19 protein-coding genes are annotated in these 24,596 nt (G+C 64.5%); 5 read left to right on the forward strand and 14 right to left on the reverse strand.

What is annotated here, in order from left to right:
* Positions 1–43 precede the first annotated feature (43 nt).
* Positions 44–3,367 (reverse strand): M10 family metallopeptidase C-terminal domain-containing protein, encoded by a 3,324-nt coding sequence (locus WI560_RS22480; protein WP_375304908.1) that lies wholly within the window; start codon positions 3,365–3,367, stop codon positions 44–46.
* Between the two features lie 284 nt (positions 3,368–3,651).
* Between WI560_RS22480 and WI560_RS22485 the strand changes: the two genes are divergently transcribed.
* On the forward strand, positions 3,652–3,864 hold the full coding sequence (locus WI560_RS22485; protein ID WP_375304909.1) for a hypothetical protein: 213 nt from the start codon (positions 3,652–3,654) through the stop codon (positions 3,862–3,864).
* A 119-nt stretch (positions 3,865–3,983) separates the two neighbouring features.
* Positions 3,984–5,177 carry a CaiB/BaiF CoA transferase family protein gene (locus tag WI560_RS22490; protein ID WP_375304910.1) on the forward strand — a complete coding sequence of 398 codons (1,194 nt, stop codon included), beginning with the start codon at positions 3,984–3,986 and terminating at the stop codon, positions 5,175–5,177.
* 66 nt (positions 5,178–5,243) lie between these two features.
* Here WI560_RS22490 and WI560_RS22495 read toward each other — a convergent pair whose 3' ends face one another.
* From WI560_RS22495 to WI560_RS22525, 7 genes are all read right to left on the reverse strand, one after another.
* Positions 5,244–6,197, reverse strand: coding sequence for an outer membrane protein (locus WI560_RS22495; protein WP_375304911.1), 954 nt, complete (start codon positions 6,195–6,197; stop codon positions 5,244–5,246).
* Between the two features lie 75 nt (positions 6,198–6,272).
* Positions 6,273–7,790, reverse strand: a complete 1,518-nt coding sequence (locus WI560_RS22500) for a tripartite tricarboxylate transporter permease (RefSeq protein WP_375304912.1) — start codon at positions 7,788–7,790, stop codon at positions 6,273–6,275.
* An 11-nt stretch (positions 7,791–7,801) separates the two neighbouring features.
* Entirely contained in the window at positions 7,802–8,344 is a 543-nt protein-coding gene (locus WI560_RS22505) for a tripartite tricarboxylate transporter TctB family protein (RefSeq protein ID WP_375304913.1), read from the reverse strand.
* A gap of 158 nt (positions 8,345–8,502) precedes the next feature.
* The gene (locus tag WI560_RS22510; protein ID WP_375304914.1) at positions 8,503–9,489 is read right to left on the reverse strand and encodes a Bug family tripartite tricarboxylate transporter substrate binding protein; all 987 of its coding nucleotides are present in this window, start codon (positions 9,487–9,489) and stop codon (positions 8,503–8,505) included.
* 141 nt (positions 9,490–9,630) lie between these two features.
* Positions 9,631–10,428: an enoyl-CoA hydratase/isomerase family protein gene (locus WI560_RS22515; RefSeq protein WP_375304915.1), complete on the reverse strand. Its 798-nt coding sequence runs from the start codon at positions 10,426–10,428 to the stop codon at positions 9,631–9,633.
* 24 nt (positions 10,429–10,452) lie between these two features.
* Positions 10,453–11,652, reverse strand: coding sequence for a pyridoxal-phosphate-dependent aminotransferase family protein (locus WI560_RS22520; RefSeq protein WP_375304916.1), 1,200 nt, complete (start codon positions 11,650–11,652; stop codon positions 10,453–10,455).
* A 139-nt stretch (positions 11,653–11,791) separates the two neighbouring features.
* The gene (locus tag WI560_RS22525; protein WP_375304917.1) at positions 11,792–12,994 is read right to left on the reverse strand and encodes a pyridoxal-phosphate-dependent aminotransferase family protein; all 1,203 of its coding nucleotides are present in this window, start codon (positions 12,992–12,994) and stop codon (positions 11,792–11,794) included.
* A gap of 134 nt (positions 12,995–13,128) precedes the next feature.
* Between WI560_RS22525 and WI560_RS22530 the strand changes: the two genes are divergently transcribed.
* The 3 genes from WI560_RS22530 (at position 13,129) to WI560_RS22540 (ending at position 17,365) form a co-directional block, all read left to right on the forward strand.
* The gene (locus WI560_RS22530; RefSeq protein ID WP_375304918.1) at positions 13,129–13,866 is read left to right on the forward strand and encodes a GntR family transcriptional regulator; all 738 of its coding nucleotides are present in this window, start codon (positions 13,129–13,131) and stop codon (positions 13,864–13,866) included.
* Positions 13,867–13,968: 102 nt separating this feature from the next.
* Positions 13,969–16,944 carry an FAD-binding and (Fe-S)-binding domain-containing protein gene (locus WI560_RS22535; RefSeq protein WP_375304919.1) on the forward strand — a complete coding sequence of 992 codons (2,976 nt, stop codon included), beginning with the start codon at positions 13,969–13,971 and terminating at the stop codon, positions 16,942–16,944.
* A complete protein-coding gene (locus WI560_RS22540; protein WP_375304920.1) occupies positions 16,937–17,365 on the forward strand; it encodes a heme-binding protein in 429 nt (142 codons plus the stop codon). Before WI560_RS22535 ends, WI560_RS22540 begins: the two co-directional genes overlap by 8 nt.
* Before the next feature lie 142 nt (positions 17,366–17,507).
* Here WI560_RS22540 and WI560_RS22545 read toward each other — a convergent pair whose 3' ends face one another.
* The 6 genes from WI560_RS22545 to WI560_RS22570 all read right to left on the reverse strand — a co-directional run bounded on the left by WI560_RS22545 (position 17,508) and on the right by WI560_RS22570 (position 24,396).
* A complete protein-coding gene (locus WI560_RS22545; RefSeq protein WP_375304921.1) occupies positions 17,508–18,290 on the reverse strand; it encodes an enoyl-CoA hydratase/isomerase family protein in 783 nt (260 codons plus the stop codon).
* A gap of 131 nt (positions 18,291–18,421) precedes the next feature.
* Positions 18,422–20,524, reverse strand: coding sequence for a molybdopterin oxidoreductase family protein (locus tag WI560_RS22550; RefSeq protein ID WP_375304922.1), 2,103 nt, complete (start codon positions 20,522–20,524; stop codon positions 18,422–18,424).
* Between the two features lie 172 nt (positions 20,525–20,696).
* Positions 20,697–21,503 carry an SDR family NAD(P)-dependent oxidoreductase gene (locus WI560_RS22555; RefSeq protein ID WP_375304923.1) on the reverse strand — a complete coding sequence of 269 codons (807 nt, stop codon included), beginning with the start codon at positions 21,501–21,503 and terminating at the stop codon, positions 20,697–20,699.
* Positions 21,504–21,526: 23 nt separating this feature from the next.
* Positions 21,527–22,819, reverse strand: a complete 1,293-nt coding sequence (locus tag WI560_RS22560; protein WP_375304924.1) for a TRAP transporter large permease — start codon at positions 22,817–22,819, stop codon at positions 21,527–21,529.
* Positions 22,810–23,361: a TRAP transporter small permease gene (locus WI560_RS22565; RefSeq protein WP_375304925.1), complete on the reverse strand. Its 552-nt coding sequence runs from the start codon at positions 23,359–23,361 to the stop codon at positions 22,810–22,812. Before WI560_RS22565 ends, WI560_RS22560 begins: the two co-directional genes overlap by 10 nt.
* A 63-nt stretch (positions 23,362–23,424) precedes the next feature.
* Positions 23,425–24,396, reverse strand: a complete 972-nt coding sequence (locus tag WI560_RS22570; RefSeq protein ID WP_028137641.1) for a TRAP transporter substrate-binding protein — start codon at positions 24,394–24,396, stop codon at positions 23,425–23,427.
* Positions 24,397–24,596 lie beyond the last annotated feature (200 nt).

Raw genomic sequence — 24,596 nt, forward strand, 5'->3', positions numbered from 1 at the left:
CGCCGGCTAACGCCCTAAACTGCGTCGATCGACGTCCACGCCGTCAGCTCAGCAGGAAACCGTTGTCCTGCTGGTTGTGAAGAAAGTCGGCCAGAATGTCGCTTACATCCGTGTCTGGGCTTCCCGACTGTTGCGCCCACAGCTCTGACGCTGTCTGCACGTCCGCGGGTGCAGGCATGGCATCCGGCAGCTCGAACGAGGGGGTCGAGGAAGTCTCGTCCTGAGTGAAATTGAAAGCAAAGCCCTCCCCGGACATATTGAGCCCGGCAGTTGCTGGCGGCGCTGCGCCCACGGCGCCATCGCCATTGAGATCCTGCTGCAGCGTCGGCTCCAGCGCCTTCAGGGACGGATCGGACCCGAGTACCTCAGGGGCCGCGGCAAGCGTCGTCACGAAATTGCCGCTGCTGTCGGCGCTCCAGACGGAATAATGTCCGTTCTCCGAATTCTTCCAGACCACGTCGTAACCGCCCGACACTTGCTCGGCGGCAATGACCGACCAGGTGGTGTAATTGGCCGTGTTCACCACAGAGCCCAAATATTTCAGCGTAGGGCCGGTGCCGGTTGCGATGTTCTCCAGATAATAATTGCCACCGGACACGACCACACTGGTCGATCCCAGCGCCTCGACCGTCACAGGAGCGGCAACCGGCACCCCGATCGTGCCGTCGCCGTTGAGATCCTGCTGCAGCGTCGGCTCCAACGCCTGCAGAGAGGGATCGGTGCCCAGCACCTCGGGTGCCGCCGCAAGCGTCGTCACGAAATTGCCGCTGCTGTTCGTGCTCCAGACCGAGTAATGCCCGTTCGACGAATCCTTCCAGACCACGTCGTAGCCACCGCCTGAGACTTGCTCGGCCGCGATAACCGACCATGTGCTGTAATTGGCCGTGTTCACCGAATTGCCCATGTACTTCAGCGTAGGTCCAATGCCGGTCGAGATGTTCTCCAGATAGTAGTTGCCACCGGACACGACCACACTGGTCGATCCCAGCGCCTCGACCGTCACAGGAGCGGCAACCGGCACCCCGATCGTGCCGTCGCCGTTGAGATCCTGCTGCAGCGTCGGCTCCAACGCCTGTAGAGAGGAATCGGTGCCCAGCACCTCGGGGGCTGCCGCAAGCGTCGTCACGAAGTTGCCGCTGCTGTCCGTGCTCCAGACCGAGTAATGCCCGGTCGACGAATCCTTCCAGACCACGTCGTAGCCACCGCCCGAGACCTGCTCGGCCGCGATGACCGACCAGGTGCTGTAATTGGCCGTGTTCACCGCATTGCCCAGGTACTTCAGCGTAGGTCCGGTGCCGGTGGAGATGTTCTCCAGATAGTAGTTACCGCCCGACCGCACGACGCTGGTCGATCCCAGCGCCTCGACCGTCACAGGCGGGGCAGCCGGCACCCCGATCGTGCCGTCGCCGTTGAGATCCTGCTGCAGCGTCGGCTCGAGCGCTTTCAGAGAGGGATCGGTCCCCAGCACTTCGGGGGCCGCAGCTAGCGTCTTGACGAAATTGCCACTGCTGTCCGTGCTCCAGACCGAGTAGTGCCCGTTCGAGGAATCCTTCCAGACCACGTCGTAGCCGCCTGACACCTGCTCGGCGGCAATGACCGACCAGGTGGTGTAATTCGCGGTGTTTACCACCGAGCCTGCGTATTTCAGCGCAGGTCCGATGCCGGTGGAGATGTTGTTCAGATAGTAGTTACCGCCCGACCGCAGGACGCTGGTCGATCCCAGTGCCTCGATGGTGACGACGCTGAGGCCAATCGTGCCGTCGCCGTTGAGATCCTGCTGCAGGGTCGGCTCCAGCGCCTGCAGAGACGGATCGGTGCCCAGCACCTCGGGGGCTGCCGCAAGCGTCGTCACGAAATTGCCGCTGCTGTTCGTGCTCCAGACCGAGTAATGCCCGGTCGAGGAATCCTTCCAGACCACGTCGTAACCGCCGCCCGACACCTGCTCCGCGGCAATGACCGACCAGGTGGTGTAATTGGCCGTGTTCACCACAGAGCCCGCGTATTTCAGCGTAGGTCCGGTGCCGGTGGAGATGTTGTTCAGGTAATAGTTGCCGCCCGACTGGACCACGCTGGTCGATCCGAGCGTCTCGATCACGGTCGTCACCAGAGTGGAGCTGGCGACCGCGACGCCGGCAAACTGGAAATATTCAACCCCGGTGACGGTATCGGTGCCGTCAGGAGAACCGCCGCGCAGGTCGACCAGGGTGAAAGTCTGTGTCGTCGTGTTGTACGTAATCGTGTAATTGGCCTGGCCGCCCGAGTACACCGCGGTGTCGGTGCCGGTGCCGCCGGTGATGGTGTCGTTGCCCGCCCCGCCCGTGATCGTGTCGCTGCCGCCGCCGCCGTTCAGCGTATTGGCGATGGCGTTGCCGATGATGGTGTCGTTGCCGGATCCGCCGATGGCGTTGTCGATGTAGGAGCGTGCGTCGCTATTGTAGAGATAGGCGTTGTAGAGGTTGCCAGAGGCGTAATGGCCGTCGCCGAGATACGCCAGTTGCACGGAAGAGAACACCGACGAAGCGCCGGGATTGAGGTTGAGGCTCAGGTTCGTCGTGTAGTTCGACAGGTCGTAGGTATCGACGCCGCCGCCGTCCCAGACCGTCTCGTAGATGCGGTTGGCCGAGCCGCCGACCCCGCCGCCCGGCGCGAGCTGCCCGACGCCGTTGATGGATTGCTGCCCGGTGGTCGGATTCCAGGTGTAGACGGTGTTGCTGCTCTGGGTCGTGAAGTCCGCACCGTACATCGTCTGGAGCGCAAGGATATCGTTCGCCATGTAGGTCTGCGAATATCCGTACGCCTCGTTGGTGTAGCCCGACGTCGTTGAACCACCGACATAGCTGCGATAGCTCATGACGGTGTATTCGCTGCTGTCATGCGCGCTCGGCACCGCGACGTTGGCTGGGCCGCCGGCCTCCTGGCTGTGCTTGAGGCCGATGGCGTGGCCGAGCTCGTGCAGCGCGGTCGTGAAGTAATAATTGCCGAGCTTGGCCAGCGAGAAATTGTACTGGGTGCCGAACCAGATGTCGCCGCCGGGCGCATAATTGAAGGGATAGTAGGCGTAAGCAGTCGGATTGGCCGCCGGCGATTGCGCGACCATGATGTCGGCACCGTTCGTGCCCGCGTACTGGATGTTGGCGTTGGTGTAACCGAGGATCAGCCCGACCGCGTAGTTGATCGCCGCCTGGATCTGGGTGGGCGCCGAGGCAAAGCCCGACGTGGTCGGCTCGCCGTCACCGTAATAGGGATTGGGATAGTCGCTCGATGCGTCGGGAAAGCTATAGGTGATCGTGCCGGTCCATTTGTAACCGGACAGCAGGCCGTCGATCTCGGCGTTGTTGGTGGCACTGACACTGACAGCGGTGGCCAATTGACTCTCCAGAGCAACGCATTGGGCGTGATTCGCCGCGAAGGCCCATGATTCTAGCTTGAGAGTTAAACGTTTGGTTTAAATGGGGCACTGGCGTGCGTGCGCCTTCGATAATACGATGTTAGCCATCAAAACCCGTAGTCATACGGGCCGCGAATAGGGTCTTGGTTCCCGGAACACCCGTGATTTGCAGGGTTTTCATGACACGACCTCGATTTCCAGCTCGCCTGTTTGGCGCCCTGCTCGCGCTCGCCGGATTGAGCCCCCTCGGAGGATTGCCTGTCATGGTGGAGAAGGCCAAGGCCGACGACAAGGGCAAGGCGGTGCGCGCGCCCGTGATGCCGATGGCCCGCGACCCCGCTGTTGCGGTGGCAGAGGAATACGAAGCCGCACACCGCAAGGGAACGCGGGAAGCCCTTGAGCTCTTCATCGCACGCCACCCCGACGATCCCCTGGCCGAGCAGGCGCGCGCCGAATTGAAGCGCCTGTCGCGCTGATCTCGCAGGCAGCGCATCAGGCATGGCATTTCGGCAGGCGGGATCGGCGTCGGCGCGGACTTGTGGCGTGATCTTTCGGCACTATGGTAGGCCCGCAATCTGTCCCGGAGCCTTTCAAGATGCCCTTTCCGCATGCCTCGGAAGCCCTGTCGCGCTTCACCGTGCTCGATCTGACCCGCGTCCGTTCCGGGCCGACCTGCGTGCGGCAACTGGCCGACTGGGGCGCGAATGTCGTCAAGATCGACGCGCTGACCGAGGACGCCGGCGGTGAGCAGCCGGGCGGCCCCCGGCAAGGTTCCGACTTCCAGAATCTGCACCGCAACAAGCGGGCCATGACGCTGAACCTGAAGGACGAGCGCGGGCTCGCCGTGTTCAAGCGCCTCGCCGCCAAGGCCGATGTCGTGGTCGAGAATTTCCGGCCCGACGTGAAGAAAAAGCTCGGCATCGACTATGACAGCCTCGCCGCGATCAACCCGCGCATCGTCTATGGCAGCATCTCCGGCTTCGGCCAGGACGGCCCCTATCACAAGCGGCCCGGCTTCGATCAGATCGCACAGGGCATGGGCGGGCTGATGTCGATCACTGGGGCGCCGGGCCAAGGCCCGATGCGGGTCGGCATTCCCGTCGCCGACCTGACCGCCGGCCTGTTTTGCGCCATGGGCATCCTCACCGCGCTGCTCGAGCGCGAGGTGTCCGGCAAGGGCCAGTGGGTGCAGACGTCGCTGCTGCAGGCCCAGATCTTCATGCTCGACTTCCAGGCCGCGCGCTGGCTGATGGAGAAGGACGTCGCCAAGCAGGCCGGCAACAATCACCCCACCAGCATCCCGACCGGCGTGTTCAAGACCTCGGACGGGTACATCAACATCGCCACGACGGGTGGACGGATCTGGGAGCGCTGCGCGCAGGCGATCGGCGCGCCGGAGCTCTATGCCCATCCCGACTATGCGACGGCTCCTGCCCGTTCCAAGAACCGCGACGCGCTCAACGCCGAGATCGAGAAGCGCACCGTGACCAAGTCGACCGAGACCTGGGTCCGCGAGCTCAACGAGGCCGGCGTGCCCTGCGGGCCGATCTACGCCATCGACCAGATGTTCGAGGACGCCCAGGTCAAGCATCTCGGCATCGCCCAGGACGTGCCGAACGAGGAGGGCCGCCACATCCGCTTGGTCGGCCAGCCGGTAACGCTGTCACGCACGCCGAGCAGGATGGTGGCGCGGCCGCCGGAATTCGGCGAGCAGACCGAGGAGGTCTTGAAGGAATTCGGCCTCGGTGCGGACGAGATCGCCAAGCTCAGGGACGCGAAGGTGGTTTGAGTTGGGCCGGAAACGACAATGCCCGGCAGGATTGCCGGGCATCGAAGGCGGTTCGCGCTGGACAGCTCAGTATTTCGCGACGACGGGCGTCGGGGTGAACGCATAGTTGAAGCCGGCACGCAGCACGTGATCGTGGAAACTGACGTCCGCCTGGTTGGCGGTTCCCGCGAAGTAAGTCTTGGTGCCGAAATCCATGTAGAGATATTCGAGCTTGGCCGACCAATTCCGGGTGAACTTGCGTTCGACGCCGGCGCCCAATGTCCAGCCGAGCCGGGTATCGCTGCTGGACACCCCCGCCCCGATCGGAAAGCTGAACGCGCCCACTGGAGTGGTGCCGCCGAGGCCCGGCCCGAAGACCTGGATTCCAAGATTGGTCGCGGACGAATACTTGAACTCGCCGACAGCGAGACCACCGGTCGCGTACCAGAGCGTCTGCGGATCCGACAGGATGCCGACGCGTCCGCGGAACGTCGCGAACCACTGCAGGTCGTAGGAAAGATTTGCGGTGAGCGTTGCAATGGAATTGAAGTCGGTGCCGATCGGAAGGCCGATGATATTCGAACCGTAACGCGCGCTTGTCGTGGTCGCCGTCCGCGACGAACGCTCGCCGGTCGCCTGAATGTCGCCCTCGAGGCCGACGACCCATTTCGGATCGACCTGCCAGTTGTAGCCCAGCTGACCGCCGGCCAGCCAACCATCGACGTTCTGGCCGAACGCACCGAACTGCGTGGCCGGGAATGGCAGTGCGATCGGCGCGATGGTCGTGTCCGCCCGGCCCCAGCTGTATCCGGCGTTCAATCCGGCATAGAGGCCCGTCCAGCTCCAGACCGGATCGACGACCGGCGGGGCCTTCACGTAGGGTTTCGATCCCAGGTCGGCGGCCAATGCACTGCTCGCGACCAGTGATGCCGCCACAATGCCTATCACAACCTGCTTCATTGCAATGCCCTCTGAAAGACTGGAAATCCAGGGGGAGCATAGGCGCCAAGGACGGCCGAGGCTGTCGCGCGGCAGCAACATTTGGGTAGAAGCACTAGGCGTGAGCAACCGGCCTATTGCGACACGACGAGCTAAGACACTGATAAAACTTGCTTGTCATGGCGTCGCCGGTTTGTCCCGCTGGCTCCAGCCGACCCGGCCGAGCAAGCGCTCGATCAGGGGCCAGAACAGCAGCACGATCGCGAGTGTCGTGATCGAGCCGACCAGCCCGTTCGACCAGAACACCTTCAGCGTGCCGCCGGAGCCGATCATCGAGAGGCGGAAGGCATCCTCAGCGCGGTTGCCGAGCACGAGCGCGAGGGTGAACGGCGCCAGCGGAATGCCGATCTTCTTGAAGACGTAGCCGACCACGCCGAAGCCGAGCATCAGCCAGATGTCGAACATCGCGTTCTGGATCGCGTAGGCGCCGATCGCGCAGGAGACCACGATCATCGGCGCCACCGCGGCAAAAGGCACGCGCAGGATCGAGGCGAAGATCGGCACCGTTGTCAGCACCAGCACGAGGCCGACGACATTGCCGAGATACATCGAGGCGATCAGGCCCCAGACGAAATCCTTGTGCTCGACGAACAGCAGCGGTCCCGGATTGAGCCCCCACACCATCAGCCCGCCGAGCAGGATCGCCGCCGTGCCCGAGCCGGGAATGCCGAGCGCCAGCATCGGCAGCAGCGCCGAGGTGCCGGAGGCATGCGCCGCCGTCTCGGGCGCGAACACGCCCTCGATGCGGCCCTTGCCGAAGCTCTCCGGCTCCTTGGCGAAACGCTTGGCAAGATTGTAGCCCATGAAGGAGGCCGCGATCGCGCCGCCCGGGGTGATGCCGAGCCAGCAGCCGATGAAGGAGGAGCGCAGCAGCGTCATCCAGTATTTCGGCAGGTCCCTCCAGACGCCGAGCACGACGCGCAGGGAAATGCTCGCCGCATGTCCGCGCAGCGCCAGCCGCTCCTCCATCGTCAGCAGGATCTCGCTGATGCCGAACAGGCCGATGACGGCGACCAGGAAGTTGATGCCGCGGAGCAATTCCGGCGAGCCGAAGGTCATGCGCAGATTGCCGGACACGGTATCCATGCCGATGCCGGCCAGCAGCAGCCCCAGCGACATCGAGATGACCGTCTTGTGCTTGGCCTCGCGTCCCAGTCCGACGAAGGAGCAGAAGGTGAGCAGATACACCGCGAAGAACTCGGGGGGGCCGAATTTCAGCGCGAAGGACGAGATCATCGGCGCAAGGAAGGTGATCAGCAGCACCGCGACCAGCGAGCCGATGAAGGAGGAGGTGAACGCCGCGGTCAGCGCCTCCGCGGCCCGGCCCTGCTGCGCCATCGGATAACCGTCGAAGGTGGTCGCGACCGACCAGGCTTCGCCGGGAATGTTGAACAGGATCGAGGTGATCGCGCCGCCGAACAGCGCGCCCCAATAGATGCAGGACAGCATCACGATCGCCGAGGTCGGATCCATCGTGAAGGTGAGCGGCAACAGGATCGCAACCCCGTTGGGACCGCCGAGGCCCGGCAGCACGCCGACGAAGATGCCGAGCACCAGCCCGACCATCATCAGGACGAGCGTCTTCCACGTCAGCAGGACGGCAAAACCGTGGAGCAGGAGACCGAAAGCTTCCATGGCAGGCTCGCCTAGCGGCCGAAGGCCGCTTCGAGCGGCCCTTTCGGCATGATGACGTCGAAGGCGACGTCGAAAGTGACGAACATGATCGCCGTGAACACGAAGGCCGTGAGCAGCGACTTCCACAGCGCGATCTTGCCGACCAAGCGCATGAAGCCCGCGATCAGGAGGAAGCTCGCGACATAGAGGCCGAGGAACTGCATCGCCAGGCAGAACAGCAGCGTCGGCACGAACACCGCCAGCACGCGGCGCGCCTGCGCCTGCGTGACGAAGGTCTCAGCCGCCCTGCGGTGCGCGACCAGCGCCGCGATCAGGCCGTAGAGGCTGCCGCCGCCGAGGATGACCGAGAGATAGAATGGGAAATATCCAGGCTCGGGCCCGGTCGAATCCCAGGACGCGCCGGTGCGCCAATTGTCGTAGCCGAGCGTGACGGCCAGCGCGAGCAGCAGGAGGCAGACGACGATCTCGATCGTGCCGGAGGACACGACGGAGGGCGAATCGTCTTCGGGCGCGGTCGGATCGTCGACGACGATTTCGATATCGGTTTGGGACATGCTTAGCCAGGGACGGAGTGCGGCCAATTTCCCCACTCCCCGCTTGCGGGGAGAGGGTTGGGGTGAGGGGAGGTCTCCGCGATCACGGTGAGAATTGGACTCGCGGAGAGAGCCCCTCACCCCGTCAGAACGGGGCGAGGGAGAAGAAAGAAGAGTGGCTACTTCGCGACGAAACCGGCTTCGGTCATCAGCGACTTGTTCAGCGCATCATCCTCCTCGAGGAACTGCACCATGTCCTTGCCGGTGAGGAAGATCGGCTTCAAGGCCTGCTTCTCCATGTAGTCCTTGTACTCCGAGGTCTGCGTCACCTTGTGGAAGAGATCGACATAGAACGCCTGCTGCTCGGCCGTCACCTTGCCGGGCAGGAACATCGCGCGCAGCATCAGATATTGCACGTCGACGCCCTCCTCCTTGCAGGTCGGAATGTCGGCCCAGGACTGGGTGTCCGTCACCTTGCTGGTGTAGGAGATGCGCTCCTTGTCGAACACACAGAGCGGACGCACCTGGCCCGCGCGCCAGACTTCGAGATTCTCACTGGGGTTGTTGACGTTGGCTTCGGTGTGGTTGCCGACCAGCTGGGTCGCGGCCTCGCCGCCGGACTTGTAGGGCAGATAGGAGAACTTCGCGCCGGTCTTCTGCTCGAGGAAGACGGTCAGCACGTGGTCCTCGCGCTTGGAGCCGGTGCCGCCCATCTTGAACGGCGCACTCGCGGCCTTCGCGGCCGCGACGAATTCCTTCACCGTCTTGGGACCTGCGCTGTTGTCCCACAGCACGAACTGGTCGAGCGCGACCACCGAAACCGGGGTCAGCTCACGCCAATTGAAGGGGATCTTCGCCGAAAGCGGCAGCATGTAGATCAACGAATAGGCGATCAGCACCTTGTTCGGGTCGCCCTCGCTGGACTTCATGTACATCAGCGCTTCCGCACCCGAGGCGCCGCCCTTGAGCGAGACGACGATCGGCTGCTTCATCAGATTGTTCTTCTGGATCGCGGCCTGCATCATCCGCGCCATCTGGTCGGAGGCACCGCCCGCGCCTGCCGCCACCACGATCTCGACCGGCTTGGCCGGCTCCCAGCCGGCAATGGCCGGCGTGCTCAACAACAGCGCCGTTGCAGCGCCGACGGCTTTCCCTGGAATTCGCACGAGTTTCGTCCCCTGATGTTTATTGAGTTGTAGCGCGGTAACTTTTATCCCTGCATTGTGCGGACTAACACCGACGAGTTCAAGCAAGCGAGCCGGTCGAACCATATGACTTTCGGCTGACGAAGCCTAAGCGCGCGAGACTTACCTGCCCTTCCAGACCGGCGCGCGCTTGTTGAGGAAGGCGTCCATCCCCTCGCGGAAATCTTCGCTCATATAGGCCTTCAGGATCAGGTCCTCGCCCTCTTCGCGCGACAGCGTACGGCGGATGCGGCGCACGGCTTCCTTGGTCGCCTCCAGCGTGAGCGGGGCGTGGCTGGCCACGAGCTTTGCGGTCTCGTCGGCGCGACGCTGCAGCGTCTCGACATCGGGCACGACCTCGTTGAGCAGGCCGAGCGCAAGGGCTTCCTGTGCCTCGACGAGGCGCGCCTTGAAGATCAAATCCTTGGTGCGGGCGGGTCCGACCAAGGCGACCACGCGACTGATGTTGGACATCGACAGGCAGTTGCCGAGCGTGCGCGCAATTGGAAAGCCGATCCGCGTCGTCTCGGTACCGATGCGCAGATCGCAGCAGGCGGCAATGCCTGCGCCGCCGCCGGTGCAGGCTCCCGCGATCGCCGCGATCACGGGCACGCGGCATTGCTCGAGCGTACCGAGCACGCGGTCGATGCGCGCCTCGTAGTCGAGCGCGTCCTGCGCGGTCTTGAATGCACGAAACTGGGAAATGTCGGTGCCGGAGGCGAACGCCTTGTCGCCGGCGCCGGTCAGGATCAACGCCTTGATCGAGCGATCGGCGTTGATCTCCAGGCAGATCTCCGCCATGCGGTCATACATGGCGAAGGTCATGGCGTTGCGCGCCTGGGGGCGGTTGAAAGTGATCCGCGCGATGCCGTCCCGGACGGAGTAGAGCAGGTCTTCGTTGGTCGTCGCAGGTGCGTTCATCACGCGCTCACTTTCCAAGTTCGTTCAGGCCACCTGAGCCTTGGTCATCGGTACCGCCTCGCGCCCCTTCAGGACGTCCATGGCCGCCAACACGCCGCCGCTGCGGTGCGGAATTTTTGCGAGATCGAGGCCCATCTCGACGCCGGCAAGCGTGCCCATCAGCATCAGATCGTTGAAATGGCCGATATGGCCGATGCGGAAGACCTTGCCCTTGACCTTGTTCAGGCCGGTGCCGAGCGACATGTCGAAGTTCTCCAGCACCACCTTGCGGAAGGCGTCGGCATCAAAGCCCTCAGGCACGCGCACGCCGGTCAGCGCGGGCGAGTGCGCAGCCGGGTCGGAGCACTGCGTCTCCAGGCCCCAGACCTTGACCGCGGCACGCGTGGCGGCGCTGTGGCGCTTGTGACGGGCCCAGACGTTCTCCAGCCCCTCCTCCTCCAGCATCTTGACCGCCTCGCGCAGGCCGTAGAGCAAATTGGTGGCGGGCGTATAGGGGAAGGTGCCGAGCGTGTTGAAGTTGATGACTTCCTGCCAGTCCCAATAGGAACGCATGCCGGGGTTGGCCTTGGCGACCGCGAGCGCTTTTTCCGAGACGGCGTTGAAGCCGAGGCCGGGCGGCAGCATAAGTCCCTTCTGAGAGCCGGCAACCGAAACGTCGATACCCCAAGCATCGTGCTCGTATTCCATCGAGCCGAGCCCGGAAATGGTGTCGACCATCAACAGCGCCGGATGCTTGACCCGATCGAGCAGCTTGCGCACCTCCAGCGGCGGCGTCACGCAGCCGGTCGAGGTCTCGTTGTGGACGACGCAGACGGCCTTGATCGCATGCTGCTTGTCGGCCGACAGGCGATTCTCGATCTCGGCGAGGTCGGCACCATGACGCCAGTCGCTCGGGATGAAGTCGACCTCGAGCTTGAACTTGTCGGCGATGCCGCGCCACAGCACGGCGAACTGGCCGGTCTCGCACATCAGCACCTTGTCGCCGGGTGAGAACACGTTGACCATCGCCGCTTCCCAGGCGCCGGTGCCGGACGACGGGAAGATGATCACCGGCTGCTTGGTGCGGAACACCCGCTGCATCGCAGCAAGAACGGAAAAACCGAGCTCGGCGAACTCCGGACCGCGATGGTCCAGCGTCGGCATGTCCATCGCCCGCAGCACGCGATCGGGCACGTTGGTCGGTCCTGGAATCTGTAAGAAATGCCTTCCAGTATGCACGGTCATCGGCGTCCTTCCCGGTCTAGCCTTGGTTTGGTGGGCGCCGAATAGCACCATTTGACCGGCTTGTCCTCTTTCGAAAGGGTTGGTCCGCCCATGGCGGACCGGCCTGCCCTCGTCTGCCGTCCCTGCCATAGTCGCCCCCTTACGTGCCGACGATCTTCAGATGCGGCGAGGCATTGCCCTGCGGGCGCTGCTCCAGGAGCTTCATCGCGACGTCGACGCCTCCGGCGCGGTGCGGCACGCCGGCGACCGAGAGGCCCATCTCGATGCCCGTGAGCGCACCGAGCAGCGTCAGCGCGTTGCATTCGCCGAGATGGCCGATGCGGAAGACCTTGCCTGCGACCTTCGACAGGCCCGAGCCGAGCGACATGTTGTAATTGTCGAGCACGACTTTCCGGAACTGGTCGGCATCATGCCCCGGCGGCATCAGCACCGCGGTGAGCACCGGCGAATAGTCGGCCGGCTCCTGGCAAAGGATCTCGAGGCCCCAATGATTGACGGCAGCCCGGGTCGCAGCCGCCAACCGCTGATGACGCGCGAACACGTTGTCGAGCCCCTCTTCCAGCAGCATCGCGATCGCTTCGCGCAGGCCGTAGAGCAGATTGGTCGCGGGCGTGTAGGGGAAGAATCCTTTTGCATTCGGCTTGAGCATCTCCTCCCAGTCGAAATAGGAGCGCGGCATCCGGTTGGCTTTGGACGCAGCCAGCGCCTTCTCCGAGATCGCGTTGAAGCCGAGGCCGGGCGGCAGCATGAAACCCTTCTGCGAGCAGCTGACGCTGACGTCGACCTTCCACTCGTCGTGGCGATAGTCGACCGAGCCGAGCGAGGAGATGGTGTCGACCATCAGCAGCGCCGGATGCGAGGCGCGATCGATCGCAGCGCGGATCTCGGCGATGCGACTGGTGGCGCCGGTCGAGGTCTCGTTGTGCACGACCATGACGGCCTTGATCGCGTGCGCGGTGTCATCAGTGAGCTTTGCCTCGATCACCGCTGGGTCGGCGCCCCGCCGCCAATCGCCCGGGACGAAATCGACCTCGATGCCGAAGCGGCCGGCCATCTGCCGCCACATCGTGGCGAAATGACCGGTCTCGACCATCAGCACCTTGTCACCCGGCGACAGCGTGTTGACGATCGCAGCCTCCCAGGCCCCCGTGCCCGAGGAGGGGAAGATCACGACCGGACCCCTGGTCTGGAAGATCTGCTGGCTGCCTTCGAGCACGGCGCGGCCGAGCTCGCCGAACTCGGAGCTGCGGTGATCGATGACGGGCATGTCCATGGCGCGCAGGACGCGCTCAGGGACCGGGCTCGGGCCCGGAATCTGAAGGAAATGACGTCCCTGATGCATGAAAACCTCCCAGTCGGCGACCCTGACCGGTTTGCCTCGCCCAATTTTGCATTCATTTTTTGTCATGACAATCGAATTTTGGTATTCGATAGCGGACGTCGACGCGACCAGACGGGCAAACTATTGTGCTGCAAATGAAATCCACGATTCCCGACAACGGGGTTCCGATCACTCCCGCCGCAGGCAATGGCGGCGACCGCCAGGAGGCCTCGCTTCACGGCGAGATCCTGCTGCGGCTGCGCGACTACGTGGTGGAAGGCAACATCCCGGAAGGAGGCCGCATTCCCGAGCGGCAACTCTGCGAGATGCTCGGCATCTCCCGCACGCCCCTGCGCGAGGCCCTTAAGGTGCTTGCCGCCGAGGGCCTGATCGAGCTTTTGCCCAACCGCGGCGCACGAGTGCGCCAGCTCAGCCAGCGCGACCTCGAGGAGCTGTTCGATGTAATGGCGGGACTGGAGAGCCTGGCCGGGCGCCTTGCCTGCGAGGCGATTAGCGACGCGGAAATCACCGCGATCGAGCAGCTGCATTACGAGATGTACGGGCATTATCTGCACCGCGACATGCACGGATATTTCCAGGCCAACCAGCGCATCCACGAGAGCATCGTCGCGGCCGCGCGCAACGAGACGCTGAAGACGGCCTATGCCAATTTCGCGGGCCGAATCCGCCGCGTCCGCTACTCCGCCAATTTCGCCCGCAAGCGGCAACGCTGGGCGGAAGCGATGCGCGAGCACGAGGCGATCCTCGATGCACTGCGCCGGAGAGCCGGCAGCGAGCTCAGCGACATCCTGTTCCAGCACCTGCGCAACAAGCGGACGGCGGCGCTTGAGCACCTGACCGAGCCCCAAGAGCCCGCGCCGGCCGCGCCTTGAAGGCGGCCAGCTGCTCATTTTTGTATTCATAATGCGTCGGTCGGGAACGATAATGAATAACTCAGCAAGGCTGAGCCTTACTGGATCAGTCCGGGATCAGGGATGACAAACGCCTCCTCGTTCGAACGGCGCTTGCGGTCGGAGCTGACCGGCGACGTCCTGTTCGACCCCTTCAGCCGCGGCCGCTACGCCACCGACGCCTCGTTCTATCAGATCGTGCCAGCTGGCGTGGTGGCGCCCAAGACCATGGACGAGGCCCTGCGGGCGCTGGCGATTGCCCGCGACGAGGGGCTGAAGGTCACCCCGCGCGGCGGCGGCACCTCGCAATGCGGCCAGACCGTCAATGACGGGCTCGTGGTCGATCTCTCCAAGCATCTGAACCGGATCCTGTCGCTCGACGTCGAGGGCCGGACCTGCGTGGTCGAGCCCGGCATCGTGCTCGACGACCTCAACCGGCAGCTCAAAAAGCACGGGCTGTGGTTTCCGGTCGACGTCTCCACCGCCTCGCGCGCCACCATCGGTGGCATGGCCGGCAACAATTCCTGCGGCGGCCGCTCCTTGCGCTACGGCACCATGCGCGACAACACACTGTCGATGGAGGCCGCGCTCGCCGACGGCACGCTGAGCCGCTTCGGCGAAGTCTCGCGCGATCTCTCCGATGTTGATGCAGACGTCAAAGTCCGGGCGCTGTTTCGCGACATGCTCGATCTCGGCTCCCGCGAAGCCGAGGAGATCGCGGCGCGGTTTCCCAAAGTGCAGCGCCGCGTCGGCGGCTACAATCTCGATGCGCTGGTGCCGCGCAACGCGCCGAACAACATGGCGCATCTCCTGGTCGGCTCGGAAGGGACGCTGGCCTTCACCACCAAGGTCGAGCTGAAGCTGTGGCCGGTGATCCGCAACAAGGTCCTCGGCGTCTGCCATTTCGGCAGTTTCTACGAGGCGATGGATGCGGCCCAGCATCTGGTCAAGCTCAAGCCGATCGCGGTCGAGCTGGTCGATCGCACCATGATCGCGCTCGGCCGCGACATCGCGATGTTCGCACCCGTCATCTCCGCGGCCATCAAGGGCGATCCGGATGCCGTGCTGGTGGTCGAGTTCGCCGAGGAGGACCAGGCGGATAACCTCATCCGCCTGAAGCAGCTCGGCGAGCTGATGGGCGATCTCGGCTTCGGCTGGAATAACGATACGCGCAAATGGGGTGGCGTGGTCGAGATCATCGAGCCGGCGCTGCAGAGCGGCATCGCCGATTTTCGCGCCGCCGGCCTCAATGTCATGATGTCGATGAAGCAGGAAGGCAAGCCGGTCTCCTTCGTCGAGGATTGCGCCGTGCCGCTGCCGCACCTTGCCGATTACACCGCGCGGCTGAACGAGGTATTTGCCAGGCACGGCACCAGCGGCACGATGTATGCGCACGCCTCCGAGGGCTGCCTGCACGTGCGTCCCGTGCTGAATTTGAAGCTGGAGAAGGACGTCAAGGCGATGCGCGCCATCGCCGAGGAGGCGTTCGCGCTGGTGCGAGAATACAAGGGCTCGCATTCCGGCGAGCACGGCGACGGCCTGGTCCGCTCGGAATTCCACGAGACCATGTTCGGCGCGCGCCTCGTCGCCGACTTCAGGGAGGTGAAGCAGCGCTTCGATCCCGGCGGCGTCCTCAACCCCGGCAAGATCGTCGATGCGCCTAGGATGGACGACCGCTCGCTGTTTCGCTTCAAGCCCGATTATCGCGTCGGTGAGCTGAAAACAAAGCTCGACTGGTCCGCCTATCCCGGCGCCGGCGGCGGCTTCCAGGGCGCGGTCGAGATGTGCAACAACAACGGCGCCTGCCGCAAGCTGGAGGGCGGCGTGATGTGCCCGTCCTATCGCGCCACGCGCAATGAGAAGGACGTCACCCGCGGGCGTGCCAACACGCTGCGGCTCGCGATCTCCGGTCAGCTCGGCCCTGATGCGCTAGCGTCCGACGAGATGATGGAGACCCTGAAACTCTGCGTCTCATGCAAGGCCTGCCGCCACGAATGCCCGACCGGTGTCGACATGGCCAAGATGAAGATCGAGGTGCTGGCGGCACGGGCAGCGAGCCACGGCCTGACGCTGCGCGATCGTCTCGTCGCGTATCTGCCCCGCTATGCCGGCCTCGCCTCGCGCTTCGCGCCGCTGGCGAATTTGCGCAATCGCAGCCCGTGGCTGCGGCGATTGTTCGAGCGCTTTGCCGGCATCAGCGCGCGCCGGGCGCTGCCCGCCTTCCGCAGCGACGTGTTCGTGCCGCCGACCGAAAGCGTCGGCCCGCAAGCCGGCCGCGAGGTCGTGCTGTTCGCCGACACCTTCAATCGTATCTACGAGCGGGAAAACCTCGACGCTGCGCTGCGCGTGCTCGTGGCCGGCGGCTATCGCGTACATCTGCCCAGGCCGGCAAGCGGCGGCCGCCCGCTCTGCTGCGGCCGCACCTTCCTCTCCGCCGGTCTCGTCCATGAAGCCAGAGCCGAGCTCGACCGGCTCGTGACCGCCTTCGCGCCCTTTGCCGCACGGGGCGTGCCGATCGTCGGCCTCGAGCCGAGCTGCCTGCTGACGCTGCGCGACGAGCTCGCTTCGCTGCGCAAGGACAACGACGCCAAGGCGGTCGGCGCGCATGCGCTGACCTTCGAGGAATTCCTGGTGCGCGAGGCCGAAGCCGGCCGGCTGCAACTGCCGCTCGGCAGCGTCGCCGACAAGGCCGTGGTGCACGGCCATTGTCACCAAAAATCCTTTGGCGCCTTCAAGCCGGTCGAGCAGGTGCTCCGGCTCGTTCCGGGCCTCAAGGTCGAGACCATCGAGTCCAGCTGCTGCGGCATGGCCGGTGCCTTCGGTTATGGCGCCGACACCTATGATGCCTCGATCGAGATGGCCGAGCTGTCACTGCTGCCCGCCGTGCGGCGCGCAGGTGAAACGACGCTCGTCGTTGCCGACGGCACGTCCTGCCGTCATCAGATCCACGACGGCACGCAGCGCGAGGCGCTCCACGTCGCACGCGTGCTGGCGCTGAGCCTCGATCGTGCTGAGCCCAATTCCACGTCCACCACTGCAAAGGAACCCAGCCATGGCTGACCTCACGCTCGAAGTTTCCCGCAAGATCCTCGACGCCGCCCTCGCGAAGGCCGGCGAGCTCAAGCTGAAGCCGCTGGTCGTGACCATCCTGGACGCGCGCGGCGTGCTCAAGCTTGCCGCCGCGCAGGACGGCACCAGCCTGATGCGCGCCGAGATCGCGCACGGCAAGGCCTATGGCGCACTGGCCATGGGCATGGGCTCGCGCGCGCTGTTCCAACGCGCCCAGGAGCAGGCCTATTTCATCGATGCCGTGAACACGATCGCCAAGGGCGCGCTGGTGCCGGTACCCGGCGGCGTGCTGATCATGGACGGCACGACCCTGCTCGGCGCGGTCGGCGTCTCCGGCGATACGTCAGACAATGACGAAGCTTGCGCGGTGGCGGGTATTCAAGCCGCGGGGTTGAAGGCAAATGCGGGGTAGCTTGCCATTCCGGGGCGCGCTACTTGGCGCGAGCCCGGAATCCATTTCCCCGCGTCGCTTGCTGCACGATGGATTTCGGGCTCGCGCTACGCGCGACCCGGAATGACGGCGGGCTCGTCCCCCGGACGCGAGAGCGCAGGCCTCACCGCCCCGTCCAGACCGGCTTCCTCTTCTCGCTGAAGGCCTTGAGGCCTTCCTTGGCGTCCTCGGTCATTGCGAGCAATGCGATCTGGCTTTCGGTATAGGCGATGCTCTCGTCGAACGACATCGCAGCGATGGCCCGCATGGCGTACTTGCCGCGGCGGATCGCTGTCGGGGACTTGTCGACGATGCGGCCGATCAGCCAGTCGACCTTGGCATCGAGCTCGGCGGCCGGCACGACGTAGTTGAGCAGGCCCGCAGCCTGCGCGGCCTTGGCGTCGAACGGTTCGCCCGTGAGCGCCCATTCGTTGACGAGGCGCGGCGGCGCGATGCGCTGGAGCAGGCTCAGCACCTGCATCGGGAACACGCCGACCTTGACCTCCGGCAGGCCGAACACGACGTGATCGGCCGCGATCGCCATGTCGGTCATGCAGAGCAAGCCCATGCCGCCGGCCATGCAGACGCCGCCCACCCGCGCAATCGCGGGCTTGGTGGCATTCTGCGACAAACGCAGCAGGTCGGCATAGTCGACATTTGGCTTGGAATGGTCCATCGCGAAAGCGGCGCCGGAATTCTGCAAATCAGCGCCGGCGCAGAACGCCTTGTCGCCGGCGCCCGTCAGTACGATGACGCGGACGTCCTTGTCGTCATGCGCGTCGCGATAGCCTTTGGTGATGCCGGCGATGACCTCGCCGTTCAGCGCGTTGCGCTTCTCCGGCCGGTTGATGGTGATCCAGAACGCCTGCCCGCGCTTCTCGGTGATGATTGCTGTGGTGTCGGTCATGGTAGGCTCGCTTCCGTCGCTTCTTGCCGCCATTTGCGGCAGCTCCGACGCAAGGTGCAAGCGCAAACTACTGCGCCGCGGCGCTTTAGCGTCTCGACGCAAATTTGCCGGCGAATGAGGCGGAGCGCCCCTCAGGCCGCGACAGCTTTCCTGATCCAGACCTTGTTGTCATGGAACGCGGCCCCGCCGATCGGCGCGACGGCCTCGGCGCCCGTCAGCATGTTGATGCCACGGCCGCCGATATGATTCTTGTTGGGATGAACGGATTCCGCAATCAGGACGCCGCGCCGCACGCCGTCGAACAAGGTTGCGATCAACGTGGTCTCGCCCCGCGTATTGCCGAGCGTCACCGCATCGCCGTCGGCGATGTCGAGGGCGGCGGCATCCAGCGGGTGGATCATCACGCTCGCCTTGCCCTCGCGCGCCTGCGAGGACGGCGTCTCGTTGAAGGTAGTATTGAGGAAGCTGCGCGAGGGGCTGGTCGCGAGCCGGAACGGATGGGCCTGATCGGTTTGCTCGATCACGGCCCAATGATCCGGCAATGACGGCATCTTGTCGACATCGCCCATGGTCACGCCGAATGGCGGGTGGGCCCAATCGGCCTTGAAGTGGAATTTGCCGTCGGCATGGGCGAAGCCGTCGAGATAGTGCGACGTGCAGAAATCCGGTTGCAGGTCGCGCCAGAGATCGGCCTCGAGGCCGCCGATGTCGCCGTGGCCACTCAGCTTCAGCGTCGCGTCGATCAACTCGCGCGGGGTCATCTCGAAACCCTGATGCCTGGCACCGAGCCGCGGCGCCAGCGCCTGCAGAACCCAGTGGTTGGAGCGGCATTCGCCGGGCGGATCGATCAACTTCGGCCCTACCGAGATGTGCTGGTGGCCGCCGCCGTAATAGAGATCGTCATGCTCCATGAACATGGTCGCCGGCAGCACGATGTCGGCCATCTGCGCCGTCTCGGTCATGAACTGCTCATGCACCGCGACAAACAGATCCTCGCGCGCAAAGCCCTGCCGCACCAGCGCCTGCTCCGGCGCCACCGTCATGGGATTGGTATTCTGGATCAGCATCGCCTTGACCGGGCCCTTGCCGCGCAGGGCTTCGCTGTCGCCGGTGAGGATGCGGCCGATCTTGGACTGGTCCAGTGCGCGGATGCCAGGATCGATGGCATCGTGGCCCTCGATGATGGATTCGTTGAAGCGCCATAGCGCGTAGTTGTTGAAGAAGGCACCGCCGCCTTCGTATTGCCAGGCGCCGGTCACCGCGGGAATGCAATTTGCCGCGTGCATCTGCGTCGCGCCATTGCGGCTGCGCGTGAAGCCGTAGCCGAAGCGGAAGAAGGTCCGTTTGGTCTCGCCGACTGCCTTGGCGAAGGCCTCGATCTCCGCCACCGGCACGCCTGTGATCGCGGACGCCCATTCCGGCGTGCGCGTCTTCAGATGCGCCTCGAGCTCGGCAGGGCAGTCCGTGTACTTGTCCATATAGGCGCGGTCGGCATAGCCGTCACGGAACAGGACATGCATGACGCCGCAGGCAAAGGCGCCGTCGGTACCGGGCCGCAGGATGATCTTGATGTCGGCCTGCTTCATGGTGTCGTTGTCGTAGATGTCGACCGCCGCGATCCTCGCGCCACGCTCTTTCCGCGCACGGGCGGCGTGCGTCATCACGTTGACCTGGGTGTTGACGGGATTGGTACCCCAGATCACGACGAGATCGGACAGCGCCATCTCGCGCGGATCGGCGCCGGCGATCTTGCCGGTGCCGATCGCAAAGCCGATGCGGGCAACGTTGGCGCAGATGGTCTGATAGAAGCGCGAATATTTCTTCACATGCGTGAGGCGGTTGAGACCGTCGCGCATCACCAGCCCCATCGTGCCCGCGTAGTAATAGGGCCAGATCGATTCCGCGCCGAACTCGCGCTCGGCGGCGTTGAAGCGGTGCCCGATCTCGTCCAGCGCCTCGTCCCAGGAGATCCGCGCGAATTGCCCGGAGCCCTTCGGTCCAGTGCGGCGCAGCGGGTGGATCAGCCGCTCAGGATGATGGATGCGCTCGGCGTAGCGGGCGACCTTGGCGCAGACGACGCCGGCGGTGTAGGTCTGCCGCTTCGAGCCGCGGACGCGGCCGATGCTGCGGCCCTCGACCACCTCGACATCGAGGGCGCAGGCGGAGGGGCAATCATGCGGACAGGTCGAATGGCGGATTTCGACCTTGGCGTCAATCTTGGCGTGCTGGTTCATGTCTCAGTTCGTAACACCAAAATACCGGCCAGCCGAGGGGCATTTATCCGGCAGCGCCCATGCGAATTGCTCAAACCGTGTGCGCCGGCGGTTCCTGCTGCAACAGCGAAGGCGGCACGGTTGCGCCACACGACGGCCGTGACGCGCAGGCGCAATGCCGAAATGGGCTGCGTTACTTGTGCAGCTGGGTGAGACCGGTCGGCGGACCGTCGACGGCGGTCCAGCCGCCATCGACGAACAGAGTGCTGCCGCTGACATAGCTTGCGGCATCCGAAGCGAGATAGGCGACGGCGGTCGCGACCTCGTCGGCACTGCTCCAGCGGTTGAACACGGTATGGCCGGCATAGAGATTGTAGATGTCGGGCCGCTGCTTGAACGGACCGGTGAGCGCCGTCTCGGCGATGCTCGGTGCGATCGCGTTGACGCGCACGCCGGCATGGCCGACCTCGGAGGCAAAACCCTTCACCAGCAGGCCGATCGCCGCCTTGGTCGAGCCGTAGACGCCGAGGCCCGGCTCGATGGTCACCGCGCGTACCGAGGAGCAGGCGATGATGCTGCCACCCTTCTGCGCGACCATGATGCGGCCGAAGGCCTGGAAGAAGTAGACCGTGCCCTTGACGTTGAGGTTGAGGACGCGGTCGAGATCCTCCTCGGTGTAGTCGAGGATGGTCTTGCGGATGTTGAGGCCGGGCGTCGTCACGGCGATGTCGAGCCGCGGGAATTTCTGCATCACGACCTTGGCAAGCGCATTGACGTCCGCAGCGCTCGCGGCGTCGCAGCTGGCTGCCTCGGCCCAGCCGCCCTTGTCGCGAATGCCGACGGCGGTCGCCTCCGCCCCGTCAAGCGTGCGATCGGCGCAGACAACGCGGGCCCCCAGCCCGGCCAGCGCCTCGGCCGACGATTTGCCGATGCCCGAGGCGGCGCCGAGCACCACGGCCGTCTTGCCGGTGAGATCGAAAAGCTTGCGATAGTCCGTCACTGATAGCCTCTCCTGTACTGCTGCTATCCCTTGTAGCCCATCAAGAGGCGCGGCAGCCACAGCGAGAATGCGGGGACGTAGGTCACGAACATCAGAGCTGCGATCAGCGCAGCGTAGAATGGCAGGATGGTACGCATCACCGCGCCCACCGAGATGCCGCCGATGGCGCAGCCGACGAACTGCGTCGTTCCGACCGGCGGCGTGTTCAGCCCCAGGGCGCAATTGATCAGCATCAGCATGCCGAACTGCACCGGATCCATGCCCGCCTTCATCGCGATCGGCAGGAAGATCGGGGTGCAGATCAGGATGGTCGCGGCCATGTCCATGAAGGTGCCGAGCACGAACAGAATGACGTTGATGAGCAGGAAGATGACCCAAGGCTGCGACGAGATCTTGCTCATCATTTCGCCGGCGAGATCGGCCACCTCGTAAAGCCCCATCAGATATTGGAACATGGTGGAGACGCCGATCAAAAGCAGCACCACGCCCGTCGTCTTCACTGCCTTGGCGGCCGCGCGCAGGAAATTGCTCCAGGTCATGGTGCGGTAGATGAAGAACGTCAGCAGCATCGTGTATGTGACCGCGATGGCCGCCGATTCCGTTGCCGTGAAGACACCGGACAGGATGCCCGCCAGGATGATGCCGACGATCAGAAGGCCCGGCAGCGCGGCTGCCAACGAGCGGAACACCTCGGGCCAACCCGGAAACTTGCCGGCCGGATAACCGCGCTTCACCGCGACCGCGTAGGCAGCGACCAGCATGCAGACCATCAGCACGAGCGCTGGCAGCAGACCGGCCGCGATCAGCGCACCGATCGAGACCTTGCCGCCGGCGGCGAGCGCATAGATGATCATGTTGTGGCTGGTCGGCATCAAGGCGCCGACCAGCGAAGCGTGCGTGGTGACGTTGACGGCGTAGTCGGTGTCGAACCCTTCCTTCTTCATCATCGGGATCATCACCGCGCCCATCGCCGAGACGTCGGCCACGGGCGAGCCGGAGACGCCGCCGAACAGGGTGCAGGCGACCACGTTCGACATGCCGAGGCCGCCGCGGATGTGTCCGACCAGATTCTTGGCGAGCTGGACGATCTTGTCGGCGACGCCACCGTGCAGCATCAGCTCACCGCTGAACACGAAGAAGGGAATCGCGAGGAACGAGAAGATGTTCATCCCCGACATCATCTGCTGGAAGATGACGGCGACGGGCAGGCCTTCGTAGAGGATGGTGCAGATCGCGGAGAGGCCGATCGCGAAGGCAACCGGCACGCCGAGGATCAGGAAGCCGAAAAAGGTGGCGCCGAGGATGATCAGTTCCATGAGGGGACGACCTCTTCGCGGCGCAGGAGAGCAATGATGTGCTCGATGGAAAAGGAGACGATCAGGAGACCGGAGGCGATCAGCGGCACGTAGCGGATCACCTCGGGAAGGCCGAGATTGGGGATCTTCACGGTGCCGACGGACGCCCCAAGGATCCAACCATTATAGGCCATGGCGACGCCGAACGCGGCGACCAGCACGTGGATCACGATCTCGATCTTCTCTCGCGCGTGGTTCGGCAGCATCACCAGCAGGCTGTCCATGCCGATATGTCCGGCATCGCGCACGCCGACGGCGGCGCCGATCAGCGTGACATAGAGGATCAGCACGAGCGCAAGGTTCTCTGTCCAGGTCGGACTGGAATTGAGCACGTAACGTCCGAATACCTGGTAGAAGACGATGGCGACGATGACGAGCAGTCCGGTCACCGACAGATACATGCCCGCGCGCGCAATGGGTGCGTTGATCCGCGACAGCACGCCGTTGGAGCGGCGTCGGGAGACCGCGTCATGCTCGTGATCTGCGACGTGTGGGTCTGTCATCCCGCGTCTCCTTGCGAGGGCCCGGGTCACCTCGCGGCGATGCCGGGCCCGCGGCGCTGGCGTCTACTTCGTGCCCTGGATACGCTTGACGAGGCTCTGCAGCTTCTCGTCGCCGGCGAACTTCTGATAGACCGGCTTCATCGCATCGACGAATTCCGTCTTGTTGGCGATCGTGACGACCTGAACGCCGGCCGCCTCGACGGTCTTGCGGGACGCCTGCTCACGCTCATCCCACAGCTTGCGCATCACGGGCACCGATTCCTTGGCCGCCTTGCGGATCGTCGCCTGATCCTCCTTGCTCAGCGTGTCCCAGACCTTTTTCGACATCACGAGAACTTCGGGCGCGAGGGAGTGCTCGGTGATGTTGTAGAACTTGGCCGCCTCGAAATGGCGCGAGGACTCGTAGGACGGCCAGTTGTTCTCGGCCGCGTCCACCAGGCCGGTCTTCAGCGCGGTATAGACCTCGCCATACGGCATCGGCGTCGGGTTGGCGCCGAGGCTCTGGATCATGCCGACCCAGAGATCGGATTGCTGGACGCGGATCTTCAGGCCCTTGAGGTCGGCGAGCGACTTGACGGGTGCCTTGACGGTGTAGATGGACCGGGCGCCGCTGTCGTAATAGGCGAGACCGACCAGGCCCGCAGGCTCCATCGCGGCCAGGATCTCGTCGCCGATCGGCCCATCAAGCACGGCGCGCATGTGCTGCGTGTCACGGAATACGAAGGGCAGGCACAGGGCGATGGTCTCGGGCACGAAGTTGTTGAGCGGCGATGCGTTTATGCGCATCATGTCGAGTGCGCCGATCTTGAGCTGCTCGATGGTGTCCTTCTCGGAGCCCAGGGCTCCATTGGGAAACACCTTCACACCAAGCTTGCCGCCGCTCGCCGCCGCGAGCTGCTTGCCCATGAACTTGACCGCCTCGACGGTCGGATAATCGGCGGGGTGGACGTCGGCCGAACGGAAATCGCGTGCGGACGCCAGGGGCGCTGAGACCGCCAGTGCAACGGCTGTGATGATACCGGTGAGTGTCTTCATCTGGGCTTTCCTCCTGGGTTGATTATGTCGTGGTCCGGCGGATGCTGCGGGCCGCCTTGGGTCGCTCCACCTCAAACATGAAGTCAAGCGCCAATGTCGTCCGTAGGGCGGGCGGCATTCTCTGTCCAAGCCAAATCCGGCATCGATCGATGCAACACTTGCATCGATCGATTTCTGGCGCAATTCGCATTGCGGTGGGG

The organism is Bradyrhizobium sp. A11, from assembly GCF_042077125.1.
GTDB classification, from domain to species: Bacteria; Pseudomonadota; Alphaproteobacteria; order Rhizobiales; family Xanthobacteraceae; genus Bradyrhizobium; species Bradyrhizobium japonicum_B.

Excerpts from the sequence above, each read along its gene's own strand:
- WI560_RS22520 (WP_375304916.1), bottom strand. The coding sequence starts at position 11,652 with ATGACCGTGCATACTGGAAGGCATTTCTTACAGATTCCAGGACCGACC.
- WI560_RS22535 (WP_375304919.1), top strand. The coding sequence starts at position 13,969 with ATGACAAACGCCTCCTCGTTCGAACGGCGCTTGCGGTCGGAGCTGACC.
- WI560_RS22490 (WP_375304910.1), top strand. The coding sequence starts at position 3,984 with ATGCCCTTTCCGCATGCCTCGGAAGCCCTGTCGCGCTTCACCGTGCTC.
- WI560_RS22515 (WP_375304915.1), bottom strand. The coding sequence starts at position 10,428 with ATGAACGCACCTGCGACGACCAACGAAGACCTGCTCTACTCCGTCCGG.
- WI560_RS22495 (WP_375304911.1), bottom strand. The coding sequence starts at position 6,197 with ATGTTGCTGCCGCGCGACAGCCTCGGCCGTCCTTGGCGCCTATGCTCC.
- WI560_RS22570 (WP_028137641.1), bottom strand. The coding sequence starts at position 24,396 with ATGAAGACACTCACCGGTATCATCACAGCCGTTGCACTGGCGGTCTCA.
- WI560_RS22540 (WP_375304920.1), top strand. The coding sequence starts at position 16,937 with ATGGCTGACCTCACGCTCGAAGTTTCCCGCAAGATCCTCGACGCCGCC.
- WI560_RS22550 (WP_375304922.1), bottom strand. The coding sequence starts at position 20,524 with ATGAACCAGCACGCCAAGATTGACGCCAAGGTCGAAATCCGCCATTCG.
- WI560_RS22530 (WP_375304918.1), top strand. The coding sequence starts at position 13,129 with ATGAAATCCACGATTCCCGACAACGGGGTTCCGATCACTCCCGCCGCA.
- WI560_RS22565 (WP_375304925.1), bottom strand. The coding sequence starts at position 23,361 with ATGACAGACCCACACGTCGCAGATCACGAGCATGACGCGGTCTCCCGA.
- WI560_RS22500 (WP_375304912.1), bottom strand. The coding sequence starts at position 7,790 with ATGGAAGCTTTCGGTCTCCTGCTCCACGGTTTTGCCGTCCTGCTGACG.
- WI560_RS22505 (WP_375304913.1), bottom strand. The coding sequence starts at position 8,344 with ATGTCCCAAACCGATATCGAAATCGTCGTCGACGATCCGACCGCGCCC.
- WI560_RS22545 (WP_375304921.1), bottom strand. The coding sequence starts at position 18,290 with ATGACCGACACCACAGCAATCATCACCGAGAAGCGCGGGCAGGCGTTC.
- WI560_RS22525 (WP_375304917.1), bottom strand. The coding sequence starts at position 12,994 with ATGCATCAGGGACGTCATTTCCTTCAGATTCCGGGCCCGAGCCCGGTC.
- WI560_RS22560 (WP_375304924.1), bottom strand. The coding sequence starts at position 22,819 with ATGGAACTGATCATCCTCGGCGCCACCTTTTTCGGCTTCCTGATCCTC.
- WI560_RS22485 (WP_375304909.1), top strand. The coding sequence starts at position 3,652 with ATGGTGGAGAAGGCCAAGGCCGACGACAAGGGCAAGGCGGTGCGCGCG.